Below are 23462 nucleotides of genomic sequence, written 5' to 3' on the forward strand. Positions count from 1 at the left end.
AAATACTTTTAATTGAGGTTATTAAAACTTATGTATACTCAAATAAACTAGTCTACAGTTCGTCCGGACATGTCATTTCTCTTATTTCATTATATTTTTTTTCCATCGTTTCCCCAATGGTAGTAACGAACTCTAAATCATATTCAGATTTAGGATAAAACCAGCGCTTTACAACCTTGTGCCCAGTCCCTTCCATATCATAAATCATACCTCTTTCAGAGATCACTTTACTTTTTTCATCAATTATTGTATCTTTAACTTCTAAACCACGCTTGGTCTTGTCTATCAATGTGAGAAATTGAGAATCTTCAAAAATAAAATAGAACTTCCCTTTCTTAATCAATTCAGGTTCAGGTTTCGAAATAGTATTTTCTCCAGACATGAAATATTTAGCCCATTTATTTTTCAATTGGATTTCCGATTATATTTCCCCATTCCGTCCAAGAACCATCATAGTTTCTGACTGAAGGATACCCCAATAAATATTTCAGTACAAACCATGTATGCGATGATCGTTCTCCAATCCTGCAGTAGCAAATTATGTGTTTATCAGGTGTAATACCTTGCTTGGTGTATAGACTCTCCAAATCTTCTGCGGATTTAAATGTCCCATCATCGTTAATAGCCTGAAGCCACGGTATATTTTTAGCGCCTGGGATATGTCCACCTCTCTGAGCATGCTCCATTGGATATTCTGGGGGGGATGTTATCTCCCCGCTAAATTCTTTTACAGACCTAACGTCGACTAATCCAACCTCCGCTTTTCTAAATGAACGCTTTACATCATCTAAATAAGCCCGTACGCCTTCATCAGGAGGAGCTGCTACATAATTGGAAGGATTTGGAGTGGGTTCATCCTTAGTATAAGGTCGATTTTCATTTTCCCATTTTTTTCTTCCTCCATTCATTATTCTAATTTTTTTATGACCAAAATACTTAAACACCCAGAATGCAAATGCAGCGAACCAGTTGTTAAAATCTCCGTATAGGATTAATTCATCATCCGGCCTTACTCCTAGACGTGACATTAAATCCTCGAATTGGAGCTTATTAATAATATCTCGAGTTGATGAATCATTAATATCCCTTTTCCACCACACCATGTAAGAATTTGGCAAGTGGCCCTCTTTGTAGGCATTTTCCACGTCGTAATCAACTTCTAAAATTTTTATCTTATCATTATTCAGATTATTGTTAACCCAATCGGTCTCGCAAAGGACATCTTGATTGGCATATTGTTTGGTCATGAATAAAGTAGGAAGGTAAACTATATAATATATTTGTCTTTCAAAAAGGGGTTATAAAGACAATATTAAAAACAATAAAATAGTACGAGAAAATATGTTTGAGTGAAACAGCCTAAATGGGCCGGTAGTTTAGTCTGGTAGAATACCTGCCTTGCATGCAATCAGCAGAGGATACGTAGGTGGTCGTGGGTTCAAATCCCACCCGGTCCACGTCTCTATAGGTCTTTAAATTGGATTCCATTTTTTATGTGTTATATATTATGACCATTGAACCAACAAAATCAAGCATCGATCCTTTTTCTACATCAAATTCTATTTTAAATACTGATTTTAACGACATTGACATAATTAGTCAATATTTAGACATAAATACAGACCTCCGGCCCGGGTCAAACTTGAATATCTATAATATTAACAATGCTGTTCAGTAACGCTTAATGACTGATTCTTTGTAATTTTGTTTGACGCCATTTCCTCTAAACGATCTTAATCTTAATTTGTAATTGCAGCAAGGGCAGGTACTTTTATCCCATGAAATAAAGATCTCGCATATAGTACATCTTTTCTGTTTATCGTGTTCATATCTTAAGGATTCATTAAAGCTTCTTTTTGCTTTGTATCTTACACATATGCCATTACAACTCATTTACGAATGCATTTTCATGATATTGTTTGCTAAAAGGATTATCGAATATTTATCTAAAATATTTTAATATAATAATTGTAGCAACAAAAATACTATTAAATTTATAAATGAAGAGGGGATGGAATAAGGAAAATTTTAAAAAGGATTGAAATTTATCCAAGAGATGGTATTTTTTTTAGATATTATAGTATGTGAATTTGCACAGTGATTCTTCCGCCCATCACAATTTCATGAGGGTGCCCATTTATAATTTGTCTTAACCGATTTCGGCCTGTTATAAAAGGAAATTTGATTTACCTCTTTTAGAAGATATTAAATATCCTTCGTCCTGATTCCCTACACTACAAAGAATGAAGTTTCATGTCATTTTACCACATATCCGATTCGATTCGTGCCTTATACTTTTAACCTGTCACGTAGACATACGGCCAGGATTTGGTTGATATTAGTCGTAACAAGCGTCATGGATGAAAGCCAGACTGGGTGGGCATTATCGTCTTTCCGAAAATGAACAATACGCAAATATAGATTTAAATAAAAATATCAAAGGCAAATAAAAAAATTAAAGATGGATTGGCTATTTTCCACCCTTTTGGTTTTTGACTACACTGCTTGTATCTACTGTTGGTTTTAAGCTCTTAATTTTGTCTTGACCTGGCTGGAAACCTGTCATTGTGTTTTTTTCATTTCCACCATCTACTCTATACGCTCCATCTCCACCTGTGTTGGTGTCGTAGCCTGTGCCGCTGTTTATTGTGTCATCCCCTGCCTCAGCCTCATTATAATCATTCCCGTCGCCGCTTGTTATTATGTCCGTTCCATCTCCACCTGTATTGGTGTCGTCGCCTGTGCCGCTGTCTATTGTGCGTCAGAATCCTCATTTGCAATTTATCGATTAAAAGATTCGTTAGATCATTATCCCTTTGTTAAATACATCCTGATTAATAACATTCTATGAAAAGATTTTAGTTTGGAGTAATTCAAATAATAATAATGTCGATTTCAATTTTTGTAAAGACTATTACACTCTATAGTATCGTTATAATTTCATTACTAAGTATCTTTCAAACTTCAAGTACTATTAACCACGTTTTAGCCAGTAGCATAGAAGATCCCGATCGAATTTCAAGAGACGGGTTTGATATATCTTATCGGGTGAACGACCAAAAGGTGGTGGATCTGAAAAACCATTTTGAAACGGGATTGGAAGATAGAAATAAAGATAACTGGGTGTTTGTCAACCATGATATTTATGGTTCAAGGAACAGTAATCAAACTCAGATCGACAAATCTAATGTGGGAGATTTAAAAGTTCAGTGGCGTTTGAATAACACCTTTGAAATTCAGGACCCACCCATAATAGTAAACGGTAGTGGTTATTTTCAGGACTATATAGGAAACATCATTTCTTTTGATACTCTAACTGGCAACATTAAATGGAGGCTTGATATAGACGGAGGCCCAACTATGGGTCTGTATTTTTCTGATGGAATAATTTATGCGACCGTGGGAACTAAAGCTAAAATTATTTCAGTGGACTCTAAGAATGGAGATATATTGTGGGAGTCTCCAAAATTAGGAGATACCGGTTTAGGATATGCAATAAATTCACCCCCCTTGATTTGGAAAGATTACGTAATCGCAGGTTCTGGCGGTAGTGGATTACCCCCTGGAAAGGGATTTGTAAAGGGCAACATAACGGCACTAAACAAAACAGATGGGAGCATTCTATGGAATATTGACACAACGACTGGAGCATGGGTTGAGAACGGTAAAAATCCACCTAACGGCGGAGCAACAGCTTGGTCTGGCGGATCAATCGACGCTGATACAGGAATTGCATATATCCCCTTGGGCAGTGCTTCCCCTAATTTCAACGCATCAACAAGGCAATCACCTAATCTTTATTCTAATCACATGGTAGCGGTAGATATTAGAGAGGGCAAGATTATCTGGGCAACTCCATTTATTGCCCATGGGACAGTCTTGAATGTAAAAGTTCCAGACACTCATGATTGGGATACTTCTTGGGGAAGTAGTGTAAGTAATGTAAAATTTGAAAATGGGTCAACAAAAAAAATAGTGATAGGGCATGACAAAATGGGCAATGTAATTGCAATGGATGCATTAAATGGGAAAGAATTATGGTGGACAAGTTTGGGTAGACAAGTTAACACTGACAGCCTACCATCACCATCTGGGAGCGGAATGATTTGGTCATACGGAATATATAACTACCACGCAGTGGACGAGGACACCTTATACATAACCGCAACTAATAGAGGACTAAATTTTTTTACTGACGGATTAAGCGGACATAAAGAGGATCCCGAGAATTCGATCGAGCAGGGATTGGTAAATGGTAGTATATATGCATTAGACAAAAAATCAGGTAATGTAAAATGGAAGATTGACACAGATTACCCTCCTAGAGTATCTCCCATGGTTTCAAATGGGGTTGTTTACACGGGTTACATCAAGTTTGGTGAAAACTATAGGACCGGAATCATCTTGGCACTAGACAGTAACACTGGAGAAAAACTTTGGGAATATGATGTTCGGGGTTCAATATCTCCTGTAGGAGCATCTATTGGGGACGGAATGCTTTTTGTACCTACTGACAAAGTCAATTTGTATCCAAACGAAGATGATGATAATGAGATAGGTGGATCGATAATCGCATTCATGCCAATAGAAAATTAATTGGATCAACCCTTATTTTTTTCATCTGTTGAGCATTCTAAACAACATAATGAAATAGAATTTGACTTATTGTTCTTATATTTTATGGTACAGTTCTTACATTGATCATATGGGCAATAATCACATTTTCTAAGTTCATTGTCGCAAATCATTTTTGTACACAACCTGCAAAAACTAAAGTGTTTATTACATATTGCATTATTACAGTAATAACATCTTTTTATTTCCTGACCCCTGGTCACATCGATGTTCTTTTCACATACTATACAGACCTTTTTAGCTGGAGGCATTGTTGATAGGATTCCTTCCTTGCATTGTATTAATTATAATAAATAACAGTTAATTTAATTTATTTATGTAAGCGATTGTTAGAGCCAAATTATACTAAAAGACCATTTGAACTAGAATTGCTATATAGCCACATACAATCTTGATTCAGATATTGGAATAATTAAAAATCCAAAAGCAGATTATAGAGGTATTGTAATCTTATTTGCCTTCTCACCGTGTATTCAAATTCAATCTTGTAAGAGCGATAGGTATTTCATGCTACATTTAAGTGATAAACTCTATGCAATCATCCTTGCACGATAAGCACCTATTAGAACAAGGCTAAATATAGATTCAGAATCGTATAAATTAAACGTGAACTATAATCTAATTGACATTTCAATTTTATCATTATGGTAGAAATATATTTCTGATAAAAATTTTGTTTTAATAGTACAGCTTGATCTTAAGAATTTTAAATAAATTCAAAAATCCATTAAACATTGATAATGAAGAATATTATGATAATTTCTGTGATTTCTATGATTACGTTATTTTCGATTATAAATACCAATTATGCTTTTGCAGATAATAAAGATACACAAGTTAAAACTGGGGAGAGATCAGATGAACAAAACAGAGATCTTGTTCAAGATAATTACCAAAATAATCAATGTAGGGATGATGCAAAGTGCGATAATCAATCACTCGAACAGTTGAATAATCAAGTGAATCAATGTAGAGATGGTGCAAACTGCGTAAATGAATCAGTTTCAAACATTTTCGTATGCGAGGAAAAATCGTTGTGCTTGATCCAGTATGAAGGGCCATTTGAATTGCTAAATCCTTATTAAGTTAAATTCGAATTATATTTTGGTTTTAATAGCATATGCTATATGATGTTTTTAGTTCTCATATTGGAAATTTATACCCCTTTTGAAGGTGTCCTTTTTAATTGTTAAGTGATGTTTGAATACAGCACCCTTAACCCTAGTTAGATTTTCATCCTCTTCCAATCCCCAGTAAAATCTTTATAGGTCCTTTTTTATGGGTTCAATCTTTATGACAACCAATTCAAACGTGTTCACGAGCTATTTACAACAAAATGAGTACTATTTTTGTGTCAAAGTATACATATTTCATTGCAAATACTAGTTGATGGTCGGAACTTACCAACCTTATTTTCAAGTATGACTCATAGGATTAGAGTTCAATATCATCGGTGTTAGTGACAATTCTTAGATAATTTAATTTGAACATAATTACAACTAAAAAACTAATAAATATGCACAATTCATCCAAAGGTTTAAAAAATTATGGAAATCCAATAATATTATGATGGTACAACAATTGATTTGTGACCAATGCAAGATTGTATTACTAGAGAAGGATTCAAAACATTTGAATGATGAGAGATTTCCCATAACTGAGGAAGAAGCTAAAATGATTGACAGGGATCACAGAGGTCATGAATGCCACATTGAATTGGTTGAAAAGTTTGCATAGAATCACCCAAATGTAAACATATAACTTTAATTAGAAATAAATTGAAAAGAAATTGGCAATGAAGAAAAATTTTAATGATATGGATGATTAAAAAATGTTATCCCTCGGAGCCAAATAAAAATAATAGTGGAATATGAATAGTCTTTATCCAAAGATCAGTAAAATACCTGTTATAGTATACCTATGATCCAAAGAACTCTGCTTTATGCTCCTCACTGCAAAAATAATCGATTTTTTTTACTCCCAGATTAGAGTCACCATCCACATGAGGCCAAGCCAAATTGAGTTTTATTTCTCGACCGCATAAAGCACAATGTATTATCCTTTCGTCAATATCCTCATTACTTTTAAAATTATTCACGGATTGATCCATTTGAACTAGACTCCATATAAGCTAGGATACTAAAGAAAGAATTTATGTAAGATAACTAAAGAAGATAAGTATATTGTCTTTCTTTGGAAATGCATCAGGAAGTAATAGTAAGAAAAGAGACAAGTACAAAGAATTAACCCTTGCTATAAAACAAATCGTACTTGAAAGATCAAAAAATAGGTGTCAGGAATGTTCAAAGAAATTATCTGGAACAAATCAACCACATTTTATTTATCTAAATGGGTCAAAAAAGGATAACAGACCAGAAAACTTGCGGGCTGTTTGTCCTGAATGTTATGAGGGTAACAGTCCAAATAATAACGGAAATATGTTCTCATCGATCAAAAAAATATTTTCAAAATCATAATTTCATTCTTACAACTTTTTTAAGAGATTTTATCATCCCATGGTCATAATTTCATTCTTACAACTTTTTTAAGAGATTTTATCATCCCATGGTATGTAATACGACTAACTCAATGCAAATGAGCCTTTCATGAAAGGGTGAAGAGTACAAAAGTATTCATACTTTGATTCGGTAAGACTGGTTGTATCGAGAACGTATTTCTTTTCCGTCATTATCAATGATGAATCAAAGGATTTGCCATCATCAGCGAAACTAGTCACCGTATGCGGAACATTGTCTAAATTAGTCCATTCTATAGCTTCACCCTTTTTGGCTTCGATTATTGCGGGTTCATAAGAGGGATTTCCCTGACCCGAGGCACCGGCAGGGATGGTAGCAGGAACAATAGTAGTATTAACAACTTTGGGGATTGTTGAATTTTGAGATTCACCACCCGTTTTTTCATCTTCTGAAGTCGCAGTCGCAGGTGAAGCCATCCATGCAGTAGATACTATCAAACCAGATCCGATAATCATAACCACTACACATGCTATGGATATTTTCATTAAATGAGCATTATTCCTGTATGAAGCGATTATTATTATTAATGAAGGAATACTTATAGTAACAATAATGGCGATATAAGAATATATTGAGGGAACCTTGGTGCTTATTTGCACAGCCCCGATGATTCCAACAGTTATAAATAGGATCAATATTATACCCACCGCAGTTTTGGATTTTTTTGAGGTAGGAAAACCATCTTTAAAGAGCCCGGCAGACAAGAATATTAATCCAAAGAACATACATAAGATTGATACGGATTGCATCCCATCCATAAATGTTTTAGCAATTCCAGAAAGAGCTACGGCTACTCCAGCAGCACCAACAGCTGTTAAACCAACGCCCGGCATGAGCAAGTCCCAGTCTGTCATAAATATATTAAAAGGTGAGTATGGTATAATTAATAGTTTCTTTATTTTAATTCGTAAAAACAGGTTTCCATTTTAAGAGGAAGGTCTGACGGCTAATGAATCAACTAACAATAGAGCTCAAGGTTAGTCAACTGTCAAAATTAGATAAGACTACAACTATGAGTAATCCACAAGAGTCGTGCGCGCTACTATTGGGCAGGAAGAAAGATAACGTCTATGAGATCAGGGAGGTAATTCCCATGAATAATAGAGGTTCATCGGAGGTCAGATTTACTATGGATGAAAATGAATTATTGAAAATTTATGAATACGCAGAATTATTGAATACTTCAGTCGTTGGCATATTTCATTCACATCCCTCCAACCCCTTTCCATCAGAAACCGACAAAACTTTCATGGAGATTAATCCAATACCATGGTTAATCAAATCCACAATAACTGATGAGATGAGATGTTTTATATTCAGTGATTCATCGAAAGGAAAGATTGAGGGTATCGAAGAAATCAAGGTGGTTATTGTCAAGGACTAATTCTGGAAGTATCTCTAGGATACAATACTGCCTCTCTAATATTATTAAGACCTAACAATACCATCATTAATCTGTCAAATCCCAGCCCACAGCCTGAGTGTGGTGGCATCCCCCACTCAAAGACTCTCAAATGATCTTTAAAGTTTTCGGGCGATAATCCCTGTTCTGCCAGTCTACTTTTCAGTTTTGACACATCGTGTTGCCTAGTCCCTCCAGATACCAGTTCAAGATGGCCAAACTGCAAATCAAATGATTTTGACAGGGTAGGACTGGATTCCTTCTCGTGTATGTAAAAAGGCTTGAGGTTAAGTGGCCAATCAACTATGAAATAAAACTTGTCAAATTTTTCTCCTAATTTTCTTAAAGATGAATCGGATAGATCATCTCCAAAGGTAACTTTTTCTCCGAGACTAATTAATTCTTCCAAGCACTTATCGTAACTTATCTTCGGAAATGGATTTGAAATCACATGGTCTAATGTGTTTTCTTTTATGAACGGATTCTCACTGTCGATACAATGGGAATCTCTCAAATGCATGAGTATTTTCTTGATCAATTCTTCCACTAAATTCATTACGTCATAATAATCAAGGTAAGCTGCTTCTAGATCAACACTCAAAAATTCATTAAGATGTCGAAGAGTATGAGAATTTTCAGCTCTAAAAAATGGTGCAATTTCAAACACACGATCCAAAGCCAAGACTAGTTGTTCTTTATATAACTGAGGGCTTTGAGCTAAAAACCCTTTCCGTTTGAAATAATCAAATGAAAAAAGGTTTGATCCTCCTTCACTTGCACTTCCTATGATTTTCGGGGTATTCACTTCTATGAACTTGTTTTCAGAGAAAAAATCTCGAATTACCCTCAAAATATTGGAACGAATGAGAAAGATATTAGAAATTTTGGGGTTTCGCAGATCCAGAGCTCTACTATCCAGCCTGGTATCCAAATTAGATTCAACCCTGCCTGTTGGATCAACAGGGAGAGATAGGGTAGCGGGTGAGAAAACAAAAATTTCCTTGACTTTGATCTCGAAAGGAAAATTCTTAGATTTAGTACCTTTTACTATTCCTGTTATCAAAATATTACTCTGTCTAGGAATTGATTTAGCTTTTTGCAAATTCTCTCCGACCAAAACAGTTTGAACCAAACCGGTTACATCTCTAAGTAAGATGAATCCAAGTTTACCTATGTCCCTGAAATCCTCAATCCACCCTGCGACTTTAACTTCTGAACCTGTCTGTAACCCTTGCAATTCAGAAGTGAAGTGAGTTCTCGTATTCCTGTTTGATTCATTCTGAGCTGAGTGAGCCATATCTAATGAAATCAATCAACTCCTTTTAATAAACTACATGTTCAGCATTGAAATCCAAATAAAGTTTTCAATCTAACTCAGTTATGAGATCGATTTGCCTAACTGCCATAGATATCATTTTTATAGTTTCTAACCTTTTTTCATCAATTCCCTCGGAATTCTTTGCCAGTACAACCCTTGTTAACTTACTCCCGTCGGGTAACCAGACAAAATTTACACTTTCTAACTTGATTGGATGAAATAGGTTGTCTAAAAATCTTCGATCATTAGAATCAGATTCAATTATCCAAATGTCTTTCTGAAATGCTTTATTTATGATATCACTTAGTTCATTGTTTGAACGGATTAACCTGATATCAGAACTCTTGAGCATTAATATATGTTCATTTTTAATTTCTTTTGCCGATACTAATGTCATTTTATTTATGGTAGAATTTTTTTGAGCTAGTCTTGTTAGAACTATAGAGCTCTCAACGTCTGATTGTGTGATCTGGCCCGACTCGAGTTTGCTTTCACATAAGTTACACAAAATACCTGTTTTAGCATCAAAAGTACAAATAGGGGTTTTCATTACCACTTTAAACCTAATAATAGAAATCACTTAAATATCTTTGATTTTTTTTAGACTATCCATTCGTATCATAAATACTTTGAATCATTAATTTTTATTTTTTTTACGTATATAGAAAATCTATGTAAAATATATATTTAAACTTGAGCCATGCTTTATGATGGATCAAATGTCTTAAAGTAGAAGACGATATAAAGATTCATTGGCATTTTGGCAAATATTTGAGATTATTGGGCAATTTCAAGTTAGTGGTGGTAGTAAGATAAGGTTCATTGGTAGATGGATGTCTAAGTGCAAATACCCTTACCCTAATCCCATTTGCTATTGTAAAATAAGTGTTCTCTCTTGACCATATTTTTTCAGCGATAGTTTTAACATCAAAAATATCTCCATTAATTCCCACTTGAAATATAACCCCATGTGTATTTTTTTTTACACAGGTTATAAGTAATTCAGTCATGAATTCAGAAATCAAAATAAAATGACCCAATCACAAATAAAATTGTTTAGCACACTAAAATTGATGACAGGTCTTTGCAAAAAAATTTTATAAAGCAAAAGGGAAAGTGAACTTATGATGAATAAACAAATGCCTAATTCTGCATAATTAGAAGAGAAGTAATTTGAAATGAATGAGGGAAACAGATTTTATACAAACAATCCTGGTAAAAGAGGAAACTGTTCGATTGAAGTCAATGATCTTTCTATCGAATATGAAACAAAATCAGGAATTTTAAGGGCCGTTGATAAAATTTCGTTCAAGATGAATGATGACCAAGGTATCGGTATAATAGGGGAATCCGGATCAGGAAAGAGTTCACTTGGCTATGGACTCATGAGATCACTGGCAGAAAATGGGTCCGTTGTATCCGGAAGTTTCATTTTTGAGGACCAAGATATTTTGAATATCTCAGAAAGGGAATTTAATGAGAAATACAGGTGGAAGAAAATATCAATGGTGTTTCAGGGTTCAATGAATAGTCTTGATCCAGTGTTTACTATACAAGATCAGATGAAAGAAATTTTGACATCACACAGGAAAAATATATCTAATAAAGATTGTAATTCGATTTTAAGGTCTGCTCTTACTGATGTAGGACTAAATCCCGACCTCGTTTGTAAGAAATACCCACATGAATTGAGTGGTGGAATGAAGCAACGAATAGTAATAGCCAATGCATTATTGCTTGGGCCAAGAATTCTAATCGCAGACGAACCAACTACAGCATTAGATGTAGTGATTCAGTCTCAGGTTTTACAATTACTACGAAAATTAATAGAGGAAAAAAAGATGAAAATAATAGTGATTACTCATGACATGTCACTGATTCCAAATCTAGTAGATAGAGTAATCATAATGTACGCAGGTCAAGCTGTGGAAATATCTGATATAAGAACAGTGTTTGATAAACCTTTGCACCCATACACCCAAGCCCTCATTCAATCAATACCTCACATAAGATCCTCAGAGAAATCCATCAAATTCATTAGTGGAGACCCCCCTAATTTGATAGAAATAGGAGAAGGTTGTCGGTTTCTAGATAGATGTCCTCGTGCATTTGGAGATTGCAAAAACGATCCCCCTGACATACAAGTTGGTAATAATATGGTAAAGTGTTGGCTTTATAAAAATGACAGTTGATCTATATTATTTAGACGATTTGACTCTAATTGTCCAATGGGTATTTTTATAGATATTAAGTTTATATCTTAAAATACAGAATAATAAACATTAATGCAAGCACTTCTAGACGTTCGTAAGATTAGACAGGATTTTCCAATTTTAAATAGACGACTAAACGATGGAAAAAAATTGGTATATCTTGATAATGCTGCAACCACTCAAAAACCAAATGAAGTAATAGATGCAATTTGTAAATATTATTCAGAGTATAATTCGAATATTCATAGGGCAGTTTATCAAATTGCTGAAGAAGCTACAGCCGAATATGAAGGAACAAGGGAGAACGTTAGAAAATTCATAAATGCAAAATACGAAGAAGAAATTATTTTTACTCGAAACACTACCGAGTCAATCAATTTAGTGGCTTATTCATGGGGAAATGCCAACATTAAGAAGGGAAATACGATACTATTGACCGAATATGAGCACCATAGTAATATCGTTCCTTGGCAGATTCTTTGTAAAAGTAAAGGAGCAAGAATCAAATACTTGGAGGTAAATGAGGATGGATACTTAGACCTAGAGGCCTACGAGGAACTTTTGTCAAGGAAAGGTGATGGAAAAATCAAGTTGGTTTCCCTTAGTGAAATGTCAAACGTATTAGGGACTATATTTCCTGCTAGGGAAATTATCAAAATTGCACATGAAAAAAACATCCCTGTCGTTTTGGATGGTGCTCAGTCAGTTCCACATATGAAAACAGATGTTCAACAAACAAATTGTGATTTTCTAGCATTTTCAGCCCACAAAATGCTCGGCCCTACAGGAGTAGGAGTCTTGTATGTCAAAAAAGCAATATTAGAGCAAATGAAGCCATTTATTTCTGGTGGCGATATGATCAAAGAGGTACATAAAGAAAACACGGTATTTAATGATCTCCCCTACAAATTTGAAGGTGGAACCCCAAATATTGCTGATGTAATTGGCTTTAGCTCTGCAATAAAGTATCTCAATAAGATAGGGATGGATAATGTTCGGGATCATGAATTAGAAATGACCACCTATCTTTTAAACCGCATCCAAGAAATAAAAAATATAAAAGTATACGGTCCCAAAATTGCTAAAGATAGAGGGGGCCTGGTCTCTTTTAATATCGAAGGAATTCACCCCCATGATTGCGCCACAATATTAAATGATTTCGGGGTAGCAATTAGGTCTGGACATCATTGTGCCCAAGTGTTGATGGAAAAGCTTGATATCGTAGCTTCTTCCAGAGCTAGCCTATATATTTATAATACTAAGGAGGAAATTGATATATTAATAGATGCTTTAAATCATGCTAGGAGAATATTCAAAATATGAGTGAAGATATTTACAGGGAAATGATACTTGACCACTATAGAAATCCGCGAAATAAAGGAAAGATCGAGGAACCGGATATAAGAATAAATGATAGCAATCCACTCTGTGGAGATGAAATTTCAATTGATCTGAAAGTTGAAGGTGATATAATTAAAGACATCAAGTTTGATGGGAGAGGATGTGCTATTAGCCAGGCTAGTGCCTCGATGTTGACTGAAATGGTGTCGAATAAGCCGCTTACAACAATTAAAGATATCACAAAAGACGATGTGCTCGAAAATATTGGGCTGACAAATTTGGGCCCAGCTAGAATAAAGTGCGCTTTACTTTCCTTAAAAGTGTTAAAACTGGGAATGGTAAAATATTATGTCGATAAGGATCCAACATCTGCTGCTCAAATGAAGGATGAATCCAAAGTCTTTTAACAAATAGCAAATGATCGTGGATTTGATTCTCCTAAAACAGTAACGAACCAATTTCTACTAATGTATGGTGAATAATAACATCCAAATAAAACCGACAAATCCTTATTGGAATATCAAAGGATCTTTTATTTTTGTATTTTTTTCTATTTTTGTTATTGCAAGCGTTCTTGCAGTAACAGGAGTATTAGGTAATTTAGATGAAATCATAACAAAATTTATCAATCAAATAAGGAGCCAAACATTGGACGAACTATTCATTATTATCACTACCACATCAGATACTATTAATTTAATAATTGTTGGTTTTATTCTTACAATAATTAAGAGAACTAGAAGAATAGGGATGATTTTATTGATTACTTTAGTTTCTGTTACCATTTTAGTAACCTATTGTAAACCCTTGTTTGCAATCGAGCATCCAAGTATCGATTTTAAACCACTAGTAATACTACCAGATAAATTCACGCTTGAAAGGGATAGTTTTATGCCCTTTGCCCAAGATTTTTCATACCCCTCAAATCATATAGCCTCAGCAGCTGCTTTCAGTTTTATCGTGGCTGGATTGTCCTATAAATATTCACCCAGATTCGCTATAGCATTTTTAATATTTTTCCCGACGTTAATAGGCTTCACCAAACTGTATCTTTCTCAACATCACTTTATGGATTTGATTGGCGGGTATTTTTTTGGTTTGGTAATAGTTGCAGTATTAGTGAAGGTCCTAAAAGCTAATGAGCAACAGAGAATTAATATTGTAGATTCAAACCAGGGAGGATAATACTAGTAGTACGAACAGAACCTTCTGTCATGCGAATTCCATTTCAAATTCTAAAAAACATAAAACGATAGTATAGTTTTAGTTGAACCTGTTTGTTAACGCCGGATCTAGTAATAGCCAGCCAAAGTGTGAATCATCATGAACATATCGGTAGTCCTTGATATTTGGCCTTAATTTTAAAGAGCGGATTCCAGATAACAACTCGTTTTGAAGTTGCAATCCCAATTTCCTTGAAATATCATTATTTTTTGGAGAGTCAATTGTCCTTGGTAACAAGATCCTATAACTGAAAGTATGAGTAAAATAACATCGGGTATAATGATCTAACAGCCTCTTTGATACAATTGGAACATATTCAAAACTATCTAGATTCTCGGTAAAATCTGTGGAAAAGCGTTTTAGAAATTCAATATTTACCAAGCAGATAGTAGAATATTAAGAATACTATTTATATACATTCTGACAAAATTAAAGATGTAGAATTGGTGTTACTTCATAAAAGTAAATTAAAAAATTACAAGATTTTCTGCTTTGATGTTCCTTTCCGATCCTAAACCTGACTATAAGTCAGCTCAAGTTGGTAGTAAGTGATTTGATATGATATGATTTAAGATAGGTTATTATCTTTCAGTTTTAGAATGAGCAGATTGCATCCTTTTTCCTTTGGTCTTTTTAGTTATTTTGGATTCACGGGTACCCTGGATGCCTAATGCTAAATAGCATACGATTCCTTTCGATAGGAAACATCTCATAAGATCTGAGCACAACTATCCTTAAACGAATCATTTGGTTTTCCCTTATTTCATTTTAACTGGGACTAATTAATCTCTTAAAAGATACTAATACGAGCATATGCAATTGTTATTTTAATCAAGTAGTATTTAGCAAATCCAATAGAGGCAATCCGACTTGAGATAGGCAAGTTATAATATTGTTCTGCCTGTGTATAAAAGGCTGCATGTGGCGAAAGGTAGTCAAGATTTAGATATCAAATCATTTTAGTATTATGGCTACTTTTACCCTGTTTTTGTGATTTGTATTTTGCAGAAGAGAAAAGGATCAAAATAGGCGAAATAATGAACCGTTATTGTATCTTATCTATTAGGATAGGTTCGAATTATCTAAAAGATGAGGCGTCTGTTTTTCTGTTATTTTTATATAAAAGTTACGTTGATAGGGTCAAACGAAGAGTACAACATTGAAGAGATTGATAAAAAATATCGTAGCATAAAAATTAAATCATGGTACAAGAACCCGCCTTTAATTTGCTCTATTTGTTCTGAGAAATAGAGCATTGGTATGCATAAAAGCTATAAAATATTCAATCAATTTCTGATATTGTCCGATTAAATCCATCCATCTCTAAAATATCAATTTTTGGTAGTGGCTTTTTGATTAAATTTAAATATATCAAAATTTTTCCCTCTACTATAATGACAAATAATGCTAACGAGTTTGGATCGACTAATAATCCCTATCAAATGGCGTTGAAACAGCTTCAAGAAACTGCAAAAATTATCAATTTAGATGAAGGTATTCACAAAATACTTGCGAAGCCAAAGAGAGTTCTAACAGTATCCCTACCTGTTAAAATGGATGACGGGAGAATAGAGGTCTTTACAGGGTTCCGTTCTCAGCACAATGATGCAAGGGGGCCATTTAAAGGTGGAATTAGATATCATCCTCAAGTAACCATTGAAGAAGTAATGGCACTTTCTATGTGGATGACTTGGAAATGTGCCGTGGTAGGGATACCCCTAGGTGGGGGTAAGGGAGGCATAATTTGCAATCCCAAGAATATGTCAAAGTCAGAGTTAGAAAGGATGACACGAAGATATGCCTATGCTATTTCCGATATTATTGGACCCTATACTGACATCCCGGCCCCAGACGTATACACTGGCGGTCAAGAAATGGCATGGATAATGGATACTTATTCTGCCCTCAAGGGCAATCGCGGAGAACCGGGTCTAATTACTGGGAAACCCCTACCGATAGGCGGGTCATTGGGTAGAACAGAAGCTACTGGAAGAGGACTGTCTTTTACGGTAAGAGAGGCTGCCAAAAAACAAAATATCAATATGAATGAGGCAGTAGTAGTCGTGCAAGGATTTGGTAACGCAGGGCAATATGCAGCTCAATTAGTTGAAGAACAGGGTGCAAAAATTATTGCTGTTTCAGATACACAAGGAGCAATCATTAACAAGAATGGATTTAAAGTAAATGAATTAATCAAATTTAAACTAGAAAATAAATCAATCCGTGGCTTTCCTGGCGCAACTGAAATAAATAATGATGAATTATTGACTACAGAATGTACGATTTTGATCCCAGCTGCTTTGGAGAATCAGATTACCAAGGATAACGCCTCTAGAATTAAGACCAAAATTGTTGCTGAAGCGGCAAATGGTCCCACTACTCCAGAAGCCGACCAAATTTTTTATCAAAACAATATTTTGGTTATCCCAGATGTATTGGCTAATAGTGGAGGAGTAACAGTATCGTATTTTGAATGGCTCCAAAATCTAAGGAGAGAATATTGGTCTGAAGCTGAAGTAAACGAAAGATTAGATGTAATAATGACAAAGGCGTTCGCCGAGGTATATGATGCACATCAAAAATATAATACAAACATGCGTACAGCAAGTATAGCCTTGGCAGTCAATAGGGTCGCTGAAGCCATAAAGCTAAGAGGAATATGGCCCTAACCAATACTCATTTGACCTGATAGTATAAATCTTACAAAAACAGATCAGAAAAAGCAGGTATATCATCATTCTGATTTATTTTCTCCACACCATAAATCATAAATTTAAAGTTTAGCCCCGAAATATATCAATATACCATGAAGAAGAAAACGAAATAAAATTGGATTTTAAAAGAAATAAAAAATTACTCAGTAGAAAATGAATGACCACATGAGCAGCTCTTTGTAACGTTTGGATTAGTTATCTTAAATCCAGATCCCATCAAACTTTCAATGTAATCGACTACTGCTCCTTTCAAATATTTTTGACTGTAATTATCTACTAAAATTTTAACTTTGTTTTGTTCCAATATTACATCATCTTCGTCTGGATTTTCTTCAAACCCCATTCCATATGATAATCCAGAACATCCACCGCCAGTGACATATACTCTCAAATAGAGATTATCTTTTCCTTCTTGTTTCATAAATTCTGTAACCTTTTCTGCAGCCTTTGCTGTAACATCAATAATTTTAGGTTGTTGTACACTTGCCATGATGTAATACAATATGCAATACAAATTTAATAATGTTTTCCTATAAATAAACCAAAAAAAAGAGATGATTTTGTAAAAAAGGGTCTATTGATGAGGCTTGGATAGTGCAGACCATTTGGCTAACGAACTAGCTGCTATACTCCATGTATTTACCGATTGATATACCGGCACATTATTCTCCTCTAACTTGTTAGCCATTTTTTGAGTAAATGGACCACCCAATGCGCCAACAAGGATGGGTTTTTTCCCTTGCCTATTGAATTCGGCCAAAATATCCACTATTTTCTCCTCAAGCGGGTCATCTTGAAAGACGAACCAAGGCATTACAATATCGACATTTGGATCATCCATAAATGTCTGGATCGCAAATTTATAATCGTCTGCATTTGCTGATCCTGTGACATCACACGGATTACCAAGTACATAAGTTGCTGGATAGTGAGACTTGAATGATTTCATGCTCTCCTCACTGAGGTTTGCTACCTGTAATCCCAGTCTCTCAAATTGATCAATGGCCGCAATTATCGGCCCGGCACCATTCGTGACCATTGCAACTCGGTTTCCCTCTGGCACCGGCTGCCATGATAGGGCTTTAAGAGATGCAGTCAGTTCATCGTAGCTGTCAACTGAAATTATTCCATTTTGAGAAAATGCACCTTTCACAACGCTATATGTTCCCCCTAAAGAGCCAGTGTGAGAAGCAGCTTGTTTAGCACCTCTTGAAGTTCGCCCATTTTTGAATACTACAATTGGTTTTTTTCGTTCAGTAATTACTTTTTTGGCAGTGTTAACAAACTTTCGACCATCTCCCAAGCCCTCAACATATAATCCTATAACCTTGGTTTGCGGGTCCTCAGCCAGATACCAGATCATATCTGCTTCATCTACATCAGATCGGTTTCCATATGAAACCATTTTGCTCATCCCAAAGGCAAATGAATGTTCCATAAATGCGATGCCTATAGTTCCACTTTGAGACAAAAAGGACACATTACCATTTTTTGGTCTAAGCATACGGTCATGTCCTTGGAAGGCACAATCCAACCTATTCTCTCCGTTGAACATTCCAATGCAGTTTGGTCCAATAATCCTAATATTTAGCTGAGATGACAATTCCTTAACTTGTTGTTCAATAATTGCTCTTTCTCCCCCTAACTCTTTCCCGCCTCCAGAAATGATTACAACATTGTGAATGGATTTATCGCCACAAATCTTTAACAAATCGGGAACAAATTTCAAATCTACAGTAACAATCACCACGTCAATGGGGTCTTTAATATCGCCTAGACTTTTGTAGGCTGGTATACCCATTATTTCGGGATAGCCTTTTGCATTTACAGGATACACGTTTCCTTTATAGTCATGCTTTACTAAAGTTTCTAACACAGAGTTTCCTATCTTTCCAATTTCAGGGGAGGCACCGATTAATGCGATAGATTTGGCATTAAAAAACAAATCCATGTTAGTGGAGTTGGGTTCAACTTTAGAAACAACATTATATTTGGGTTGTTCTGATAAAATGATTTTTGCGTCAGCAACAAAATAACTGTCCGGATATACAATTACAGGATTGAAATCTATGCTTTCATAATAAGGTGAAATATCATACCCCAATTTTCCTATATTTAGTAAGGCATTAGTTAATACTTCCATATTTATCGGTTCTGAACCACGGTATCCTTTTAACAACATTTTACCTTGGAGTTCTTCAATCATGTCCGTTGCATCTTCCTTGGTTAGAGGAAGAACCCTAAACGACACATCTTTGAATAATTCTGTGAAAATTCCTCCAAGTCCTACCATCATAACCGGGCCAAACTGGGGATCATTTTGCAAACCAACAATCATCTCAACCCCCTTGGGGACCATCTTCTCAAGTAGGACACCTTTTACATCATAATCCTTCGATAATCTTTCATACATATCGTTAAATGCAGATTTAACAGATTCTTCATCTTTAAGATCAATTTTGACTCCTCCCACGTCAGTTTTATGCAAAATCTGTGGGGAAACTATTTTCGCTACCAATGGAAAACCCAATTTTCTTGCTTCTGTGACTGCGGAGTCTATGTCTTTAACCAGAGCAAACCCGGGGACGCTAATGTCATATTCAGAAAGAATGCCTTTAGCAATTTCTTCGGTAATGACTTTGGTTTTATTTTTAAAAGAATCCTCAAATATCGATTTGATTTTGTTTTGATCTGTCAATAAGAGTTCATTATTCTATTCGGTTTATAATTTTTCTTACTTTAAGTTTTGAGTTTTGAGATTTGAATTTTTAGAATGTAATTCACCATCTCATTGAAACAATAATCATATATGTGTAAAGACATAATGGTGATAAATCATTGTTATGAAATGATTATTTATAAGCAATTACAATTATGGCCCCTCCCATTAGCTTTTTGTTAAACTCTACCTTGGAAAATGTATTTAATAACAACTCATTTAGATCTTTGTTTCTTGGCCATCTAAGAAATGTACCATATAAAGTACGGAAGGGTAATCCTTGCCTCCCAGCGGCTAAAAAAGCCATGATAACAAGGAAATACTTTAGATAAAAGGATACAAGGAAACGGGCCAGAAAATTATCAGGTTTTCCGAGATCAACAATTAATAGTCTGCCATTTTTTTTTAAAACCCTGTGAATTTCTACAAACGACTCATTTAGCGCGATCGAATCTCTTATCGAATAACCACATAGGACCGCATCAAATGAATTAGACTTGTATGGAATCTTTTCAAAAATACCACTACATAAAAAATAGGTATTATCATACTTCTTGAACTTATTCTTGATTTCAGCCAACATTTCAGGAATAGGATCATAAAAATTTATGGTAACATCTTCAGAAACGATATCCAGTACCAGTTTTGACATGTTGCCATATCCGGAGCCTGCGTCGAGGATATGATTCCCAGGGAAAACACTTTTTCTTATCCCTTCTTTTCGAAACTGATTATCTTTTCCCAATGAAATAGCACTATTTACCTTATCATAAACAGGAATGATATTCTGAAGTACTTTTATTACTTCATTCCAATATGAATTCCCCAATCCAATATTCTTCAATGTAAAAAGTATAAGGAAACCAGATATTGAATTTTTGTATCAATTGCGGTCATAAAGATATTAGTCAAGATGTCATCAATAGTCTTATAGTGGATGTGTTGTACAATGAAAGACTCATTAAAATGGACGCATTAAATGCAATTATCGCCGGAATTTCCTTCTTTGATACAGACGTAAGAAATATCTATAACAAGATAAAGTCAGAGGATAAAACTATCAATATAATATTTGTTAATTCAAAACTAGTTTATGGGTTTGACCACCTACTTGGAATCTTAAAGATCATTAATGAAGAGGAAAAAAGAAAAATCAAATCAAACATAAAAAGCGTCGAAATTGAATTTTTACTTAGAATCTGCTACACAAATCAAATAAAAGATGCTCTAAAATCAAACTTTGGAGATAATAAAAATAAGACTTTTGTTGTGGTATTGATTTCTAAGCTTGGCACCAAATTGAGTTACACTCTCGATGCTCTCATGTCTTATGGCATCGAAGATAGTAATTTGATACACACTGATATCACCAAGAAGGATTACATTTTCAATCACTTCTTTAAAGACAAATTCAAAGTTAATTCCTATTTGTTATTAAATAATGAGGAAAAATATTTAAAATTTCTTATTGAGAAAGCAGCCATATCCCTAAATTGAGTGGGATTAGATTAGAAATTAGCCGGGTTATTGTTACCATAATTTAATTCTATTCTGAAACCCTTTTTTCTGTCATTGAACTAAACATCATGTTGGAACTGATAACCGATATTCCTGAATATTTTCCAATAATCTCTACTAGCAGAATCCAAGTAGGATTGGTCAAATTGATGGGATAATTCAAATGAGGTCCAACTGAATCAATAATGTCTTTCTTACTTAATTTGGTATGCCTTTTTTCAACTAGAATTTTAACTGGTCCCTTGTTAGCAATTTTCTCTCTAGCCAAATCAAGCAAGCAATCTCTAATTTCTGCAACCTCGCTTAGCACCACCCTCTGTATTGGAACATATCTAAGCAGATTTCGGATCTCCCATGGTGAATTCTGCAGCTTTTCCCTCAAATATGGTACGAAAAGTTCTGAATCCTTTGAAGATTTTCCTACAATAAGTCCTGAGATATTAGTTTCATTCACTTCCACACTAGTCTCGCCAAAGTCGTAAAACAGTCCTTCTAGTTCATCCATCAGGTCTTCCTCCTTGTATCTATACGTTGTAGCAAGAAAATTGAATATCATAGTTCTGCTCCGCTATGGACTACTAAGCGCCGCTAGGATTTCTTCCTTTGGAATGGCACCTTCTCTAATTATGCGAGGAAATCCCGATCCAGAAACATCCACTATAGTTGATCCGCTATTGCTGTCTGATAATAATTCATTAGTTACCACAGCATCGCATTTACTCAAAATAGTCTCATCAATGTCTTCTAATCTCGTTGAGGGAATCTTTTTTGACAAATTAGCGCTTGTTCCCACTAATAATTTAGATCTAGTCATATTTATCAAATTTAATATGCATGAATTACCAGGAATGCGTAATCCAATAGTATTATTAACATTGTTAATCACATATTTAGACAATCCATGGTTTGCTTTCAATTTTAGAATTAGAGTCAGTTTTCCGGGCCAGAATAAATTTTGGAGTATATTGGCATGTGGAGTAATATGTGAAATTCTTGAGACTATTCTCCAGTCACTTGTCAATACTGGTAGGGACTTATCCAATGGTCTTTCTTTGATAGCAAATAAACGTAAAACCGATTTTTCATTTGTGGGGTCGCAACCTATGCCAAAAACAGTGTCAGTAGGATAAACGATCACACCTCCATTGTCAATTATCTCAGAGCATTTTTCTAAGTCGCCAATATTCCTACAATCCAAATGAAAGATCAATAGTTTGGAGAACTTGCAAATTCAATTTAACCTAAGCTATCAATCTACCTTAAAACAAAAAAATATTAAATTGAAGACTTTTCTTAAATGTTAAATACAATTACTATAATATACCAATATTTAAAATCTTCAATTCTTTTAGAAAAGCATAAATAGCTAACTTGTTATAAATTGTCAATACAATCCAATATTGATATACTAAGATATGAAAATTATGAAAAGATAGCAAGAATGTACTACCAATTCAGGATCCAACATCAAAGGGCATTGGGTAGTAGCAGCAATAGCAACAGCATTCAAACATCAGACATTTGTAAAAAGACAATAACTATTGTTTTTTGGGGTATCAGCGGGTTTTCAAAGCTAACATAGTTGTTTTATTTGATGGATTGCGAATATATTATACTAGAATTTTTAGAGAATATTTAGAATTTCTAGCAGCATAATTGCGCATAATAATGGAGTATTGGACAAAACTTTCGGGGATGGCATCATGTCATGGTTCGGGTTCTTTGAGAAAAATCCAGCAGAAAGAACTAATGAGAGGATTACGGAGCATTAGAATCCATAAATGCTGCAATTGAACTAAGAATAGATTCAGAACTTAAAAAATAAGGTGATATCAGATTGG

Annotated in this window: 25 protein-coding genes and 1 tRNA gene; 13 read left to right on the forward strand and 13 right to left on the reverse strand. The window is 34.7% G+C overall.

Annotated elements, in window-relative coordinates; genetic code table 11:
* Positions 1–52 precede the first annotated feature (52 nt).
* A complete protein-coding gene (locus tag AAGU22_RS09420) occupies positions 53–409 on the reverse strand; it encodes a hypothetical protein (protein ID WP_458718861.1) in 357 nt (118 codons plus the stop codon).
* A complete protein-coding gene (locus tag AAGU22_RS09425) occupies positions 399–1247 on the reverse strand; it encodes a sulfurtransferase (protein ID WP_458718862.1) in 849 nt (282 codons plus the stop codon). Before AAGU22_RS09425 ends, AAGU22_RS09420 begins: the two co-directional genes overlap by 11 nt.
* Positions 1248–1365: 118 nt before the next feature.
* On the opposite strand from AAGU22_RS09425, the gene AAGU22_RS09430 reads away from it, so the two are divergent.
* The 5 genes from AAGU22_RS09430 to AAGU22_RS09450 all read left to right on the forward strand — a co-directional run bounded on the left by AAGU22_RS09430 (position 1366) and on the right by AAGU22_RS09450 (position 6372).
* A tRNA-Ala gene (locus AAGU22_RS09430) sits at positions 1366–1457 on the forward strand.
* Between the two features lie 50 nt (positions 1458–1507).
* Positions 1508–1678: a hypothetical protein gene (locus AAGU22_RS09435; protein WP_458718863.1), complete on the forward strand. Its 171-nt coding sequence runs from the start codon at positions 1508–1510 to the stop codon at positions 1676–1678.
* Between the two features lie 1208 nt (positions 1679–2886).
* Positions 2887–4596 (forward strand): outer membrane protein assembly factor BamB family protein, encoded by a 1710-nt coding sequence (locus AAGU22_RS09440; RefSeq protein WP_458718864.1) that lies wholly within the window; start codon positions 2887–2889, stop codon positions 4594–4596.
* A 791-nt stretch (positions 4597–5387) separates the two neighbouring features.
* Complete coding sequence (locus AAGU22_RS09445) at positions 5388–5720, forward strand: hypothetical protein (RefSeq protein WP_458718865.1); 333 nt, start codon at positions 5388–5390, stop codon at positions 5718–5720.
* A 481-nt stretch (positions 5721–6201) separates the two neighbouring features.
* Positions 6202–6372: a hypothetical protein gene (locus tag AAGU22_RS09450; RefSeq protein WP_458718866.1), complete on the forward strand. Its 171-nt coding sequence runs from the start codon at positions 6202–6204 to the stop codon at positions 6370–6372.
* A gap of 181 nt (positions 6373–6553) precedes the next feature.
* Here AAGU22_RS09450 and AAGU22_RS09455 read toward each other — a convergent pair whose 3' ends face one another.
* A complete protein-coding gene (locus AAGU22_RS09455) occupies positions 6554–6745 on the reverse strand; it encodes a hypothetical protein (RefSeq protein WP_458718867.1) in 192 nt (63 codons plus the stop codon).
* 73 nt (positions 6746–6818) lie between these two features.
* Between AAGU22_RS09455 and AAGU22_RS09460 the strand changes: the two genes are divergently transcribed.
* Positions 6819–7112 carry an HNH endonuclease gene (locus AAGU22_RS09460; protein ID WP_458718868.1) on the forward strand — a complete coding sequence of 98 codons (294 nt, stop codon included), beginning with the start codon at positions 6819–6821 and terminating at the stop codon, positions 7110–7112.
* A gap of 104 nt (positions 7113–7216) precedes the next feature.
* Here the strand turns inward: AAGU22_RS09460 and AAGU22_RS09465 are convergent, their stop codons facing one another.
* Positions 7217–8026 (reverse strand): cupredoxin domain-containing protein, encoded by an 810-nt coding sequence (locus tag AAGU22_RS09465; protein WP_458718869.1) that lies wholly within the window; start codon positions 8024–8026, stop codon positions 7217–7219.
* Between the two features lie 95 nt (positions 8027–8121).
* Here AAGU22_RS09465 and AAGU22_RS09470 point away from each other — a divergent pair, with 95 nt between their 5' ends.
* A complete protein-coding gene (locus tag AAGU22_RS09470; protein WP_458718870.1) occupies positions 8122–8556 on the forward strand; it encodes a M67 family metallopeptidase in 435 nt (144 codons plus the stop codon).
* Here the strand turns inward: AAGU22_RS09470 and aspS are convergent.
* The 3 genes from aspS to AAGU22_RS09485 form a co-directional block, all read right to left on the reverse strand.
* Positions 8546–9871 carry an aspartate--tRNA(Asn) ligase gene (aspS, locus tag AAGU22_RS09475; protein WP_458718871.1) on the reverse strand — a complete coding sequence of 442 codons (1326 nt, stop codon included), beginning with the start codon at positions 9869–9871 and terminating at the stop codon, positions 8546–8548. The two genes, AAGU22_RS09470 and aspS, sit on opposite strands and share 11 nt — an antisense overlap.
* A gap of 67 nt (positions 9872–9938) precedes the next feature.
* Complete coding sequence (locus AAGU22_RS09480; RefSeq protein ID WP_458718872.1) at positions 9939–10442, reverse strand: transcription elongation factor NusA; 504 nt, start codon at positions 10440–10442, stop codon at positions 9939–9941.
* A gap of 199 nt (positions 10443–10641) precedes the next feature.
* Entirely contained in the window at positions 10642–10902 is a 261-nt protein-coding gene (locus AAGU22_RS09485) for a DUF3892 domain-containing protein (RefSeq protein WP_458718873.1), read from the reverse strand.
* A gap of 168 nt (positions 10903–11070) precedes the next feature.
* Here AAGU22_RS09485 and AAGU22_RS09490 point away from each other — a divergent pair, with 168 nt between their 5' ends.
* From AAGU22_RS09490 to AAGU22_RS09505, 4 genes are all read left to right on the forward strand, one after another.
* Positions 11071–12084, forward strand: coding sequence for an ABC transporter ATP-binding protein (locus tag AAGU22_RS09490; protein WP_458718874.1), 1014 nt, complete (start codon positions 11071–11073; stop codon positions 12082–12084).
* A gap of 93 nt (positions 12085–12177) precedes the next feature.
* Complete coding sequence (locus AAGU22_RS09495; RefSeq protein WP_458718875.1) at positions 12178–13428, forward strand: aminotransferase class V-fold PLP-dependent enzyme; 1251 nt, start codon at positions 12178–12180, stop codon at positions 13426–13428.
* Complete coding sequence (gene sufU / locus AAGU22_RS09500) at positions 13425–13853, forward strand: Fe-S cluster assembly sulfur transfer protein SufU (RefSeq protein WP_458718876.1); 429 nt, start codon at positions 13425–13427, stop codon at positions 13851–13853. The genes AAGU22_RS09495 and sufU overlap by 4 nt, the downstream gene beginning before the upstream one ends.
* A gap of 64 nt (positions 13854–13917) precedes the next feature.
* On the forward strand, positions 13918–14631 hold the full coding sequence (locus tag AAGU22_RS09505; protein WP_458718877.1) for a phosphatase PAP2 family protein: 714 nt from the start codon (positions 13918–13920) through the stop codon (positions 14629–14631).
* Between the two features lie 78 nt (positions 14632–14709).
* On the opposite strand, the gene AAGU22_RS09510 is transcribed toward AAGU22_RS09505, so the two are convergent.
* On the reverse strand, positions 14710–15051 hold the full coding sequence (locus AAGU22_RS09510; protein ID WP_458718878.1) for a hypothetical protein: 342 nt from the start codon (positions 15049–15051) through the stop codon (positions 14710–14712).
* Between the two features lie 1013 nt (positions 15052–16064).
* Between AAGU22_RS09510 and AAGU22_RS09515 the strand changes: the two genes are divergently transcribed.
* Positions 16065–17339: a Glu/Leu/Phe/Val family dehydrogenase gene (locus AAGU22_RS09515; protein ID WP_458718879.1), complete on the forward strand. Its 1275-nt coding sequence runs from the start codon at positions 16065–16067 to the stop codon at positions 17337–17339.
* 184 nt (positions 17340–17523) lie between these two features.
* On the opposite strand, the gene erpA is transcribed toward AAGU22_RS09515, so the two are convergent.
* The 3 genes from erpA to AAGU22_RS09530 form a co-directional block, all read right to left on the reverse strand.
* A complete protein-coding gene (gene erpA, locus AAGU22_RS09520) occupies positions 17524–17874 on the reverse strand; it encodes an iron-sulfur cluster insertion protein ErpA (protein ID WP_196816399.1) in 351 nt (116 codons plus the stop codon).
* An 84-nt stretch (positions 17875–17958) separates the two neighbouring features.
* A complete protein-coding gene (locus AAGU22_RS09525; protein WP_458718880.1) occupies positions 17959–20082 on the reverse strand; it encodes an acetate--CoA ligase family protein in 2124 nt (707 codons plus the stop codon).
* Between the two features lie 154 nt (positions 20083–20236).
* Positions 20237–20947, reverse strand: a complete 711-nt coding sequence (locus tag AAGU22_RS09530; RefSeq protein ID WP_458718881.1) for a class I SAM-dependent methyltransferase — start codon at positions 20945–20947, stop codon at positions 20237–20239.
* Between the two features lie 26 nt (positions 20948–20973).
* Here AAGU22_RS09530 and cgi121 point away from each other — a divergent pair, with 26 nt between their 5' ends.
* Entirely contained in the window at positions 20974–21600 is a 627-nt protein-coding gene (cgi121, locus tag AAGU22_RS09535) for a KEOPS complex subunit Cgi121 (protein ID WP_458718882.1), read from the forward strand.
* A 49-nt stretch (positions 21601–21649) separates the two neighbouring features.
* Here the strand turns inward: cgi121 and AAGU22_RS09540 are convergent, their stop codons facing one another.
* Positions 21650–22177, reverse strand: coding sequence for a hypothetical protein (locus AAGU22_RS09540; protein WP_458718883.1), 528 nt, complete (start codon positions 22175–22177; stop codon positions 21650–21652).
* Positions 22178–22189: 12 nt separating this feature from the next.
* On the reverse strand, positions 22190–22819 hold the full coding sequence (locus tag AAGU22_RS09545; RefSeq protein WP_458718884.1) for an L-threonylcarbamoyladenylate synthase: 630 nt from the start codon (positions 22817–22819) through the stop codon (positions 22190–22192).
* Positions 22820–23462 lie beyond the last annotated feature (643 nt).

Source organism: Candidatus Nitrosocosmicus sp. R, assembly GCF_054408505.1.

Coding starts and splice junctions, on each gene's coding strand:
- AAGU22_RS09425 (WP_458718862.1), bottom strand. CDS start 1,247: ATGACCAAACAATATGCCAATCAAGATGTCCTTTGCGAGACCGATTGG.
- AAGU22_RS09435 (WP_458718863.1), top strand. CDS start 1,508: ATGACCATTGAACCAACAAAATCAAGCATCGATCCTTTTTCTACATCA.
- AAGU22_RS09440 (WP_458718864.1), top strand. CDS start 2,887: ATGTCGATTTCAATTTTTGTAAAGACTATTACACTCTATAGTATCGTT.
- AAGU22_RS09445 (WP_458718865.1), top strand. CDS start 5,388: ATGATAATTTCTGTGATTTCTATGATTACGTTATTTTCGATTATAAAT.
- AAGU22_RS09450 (WP_458718866.1), top strand. CDS start 6,202: ATGATGGTACAACAATTGATTTGTGACCAATGCAAGATTGTATTACTA.
- AAGU22_RS09455 (WP_458718867.1), bottom strand. CDS start 6,745: ATGGATCAATCCGTGAATAATTTTAAAAGTAATGAGGATATTGACGAA.
- AAGU22_RS09465 (WP_458718869.1), bottom strand. CDS start 8,026: ATGACAGACTGGGACTTGCTCATGCCGGGCGTTGGTTTAACAGCTGTT.
- AAGU22_RS09470 (WP_458718870.1), top strand. CDS start 8,122: ATGAATCAACTAACAATAGAGCTCAAGGTTAGTCAACTGTCAAAATTA.
- aspS (WP_458718871.1), bottom strand. CDS start 9,871: ATGGCTCACTCAGCTCAGAATGAATCAAACAGGAATACGAGAACTCAC.
- AAGU22_RS09480 (WP_458718872.1), bottom strand. CDS start 10,442: ATGAAAACCCCTATTTGTACTTTTGATGCTAAAACAGGTATTTTGTGT.
- AAGU22_RS09485 (WP_458718873.1), bottom strand. CDS start 10,902: ATGACTGAATTACTTATAACCTGTGTAAAAAAAAATACACATGGGGTT.
- AAGU22_RS09490 (WP_458718874.1), top strand. CDS start 11,071: ATGAATGAGGGAAACAGATTTTATACAAACAATCCTGGTAAAAGAGGA.
- AAGU22_RS09495 (WP_458718875.1), top strand. CDS start 12,178: ATGCAAGCACTTCTAGACGTTCGTAAGATTAGACAGGATTTTCCAATT.
- sufU (WP_458718876.1), top strand. CDS start 13,425: ATGAGTGAAGATATTTACAGGGAAATGATACTTGACCACTATAGAAAT.
- AAGU22_RS09505 (WP_458718877.1), top strand. CDS start 13,918: ATGGTGAATAATAACATCCAAATAAAACCGACAAATCCTTATTGGAAT.
- AAGU22_RS09515 (WP_458718879.1), top strand. CDS start 16,065: ATGACAAATAATGCTAACGAGTTTGGATCGACTAATAATCCCTATCAA.
- erpA (WP_196816399.1), bottom strand. CDS start 17,874: ATGGCAAGTGTACAACAACCTAAAATTATTGATGTTACAGCAAAGGCT.
- AAGU22_RS09540 (WP_458718883.1), bottom strand. CDS start 22,177: ATGATATTCAATTTTCTTGCTACAACGTATAGATACAAGGAGGAAGAC.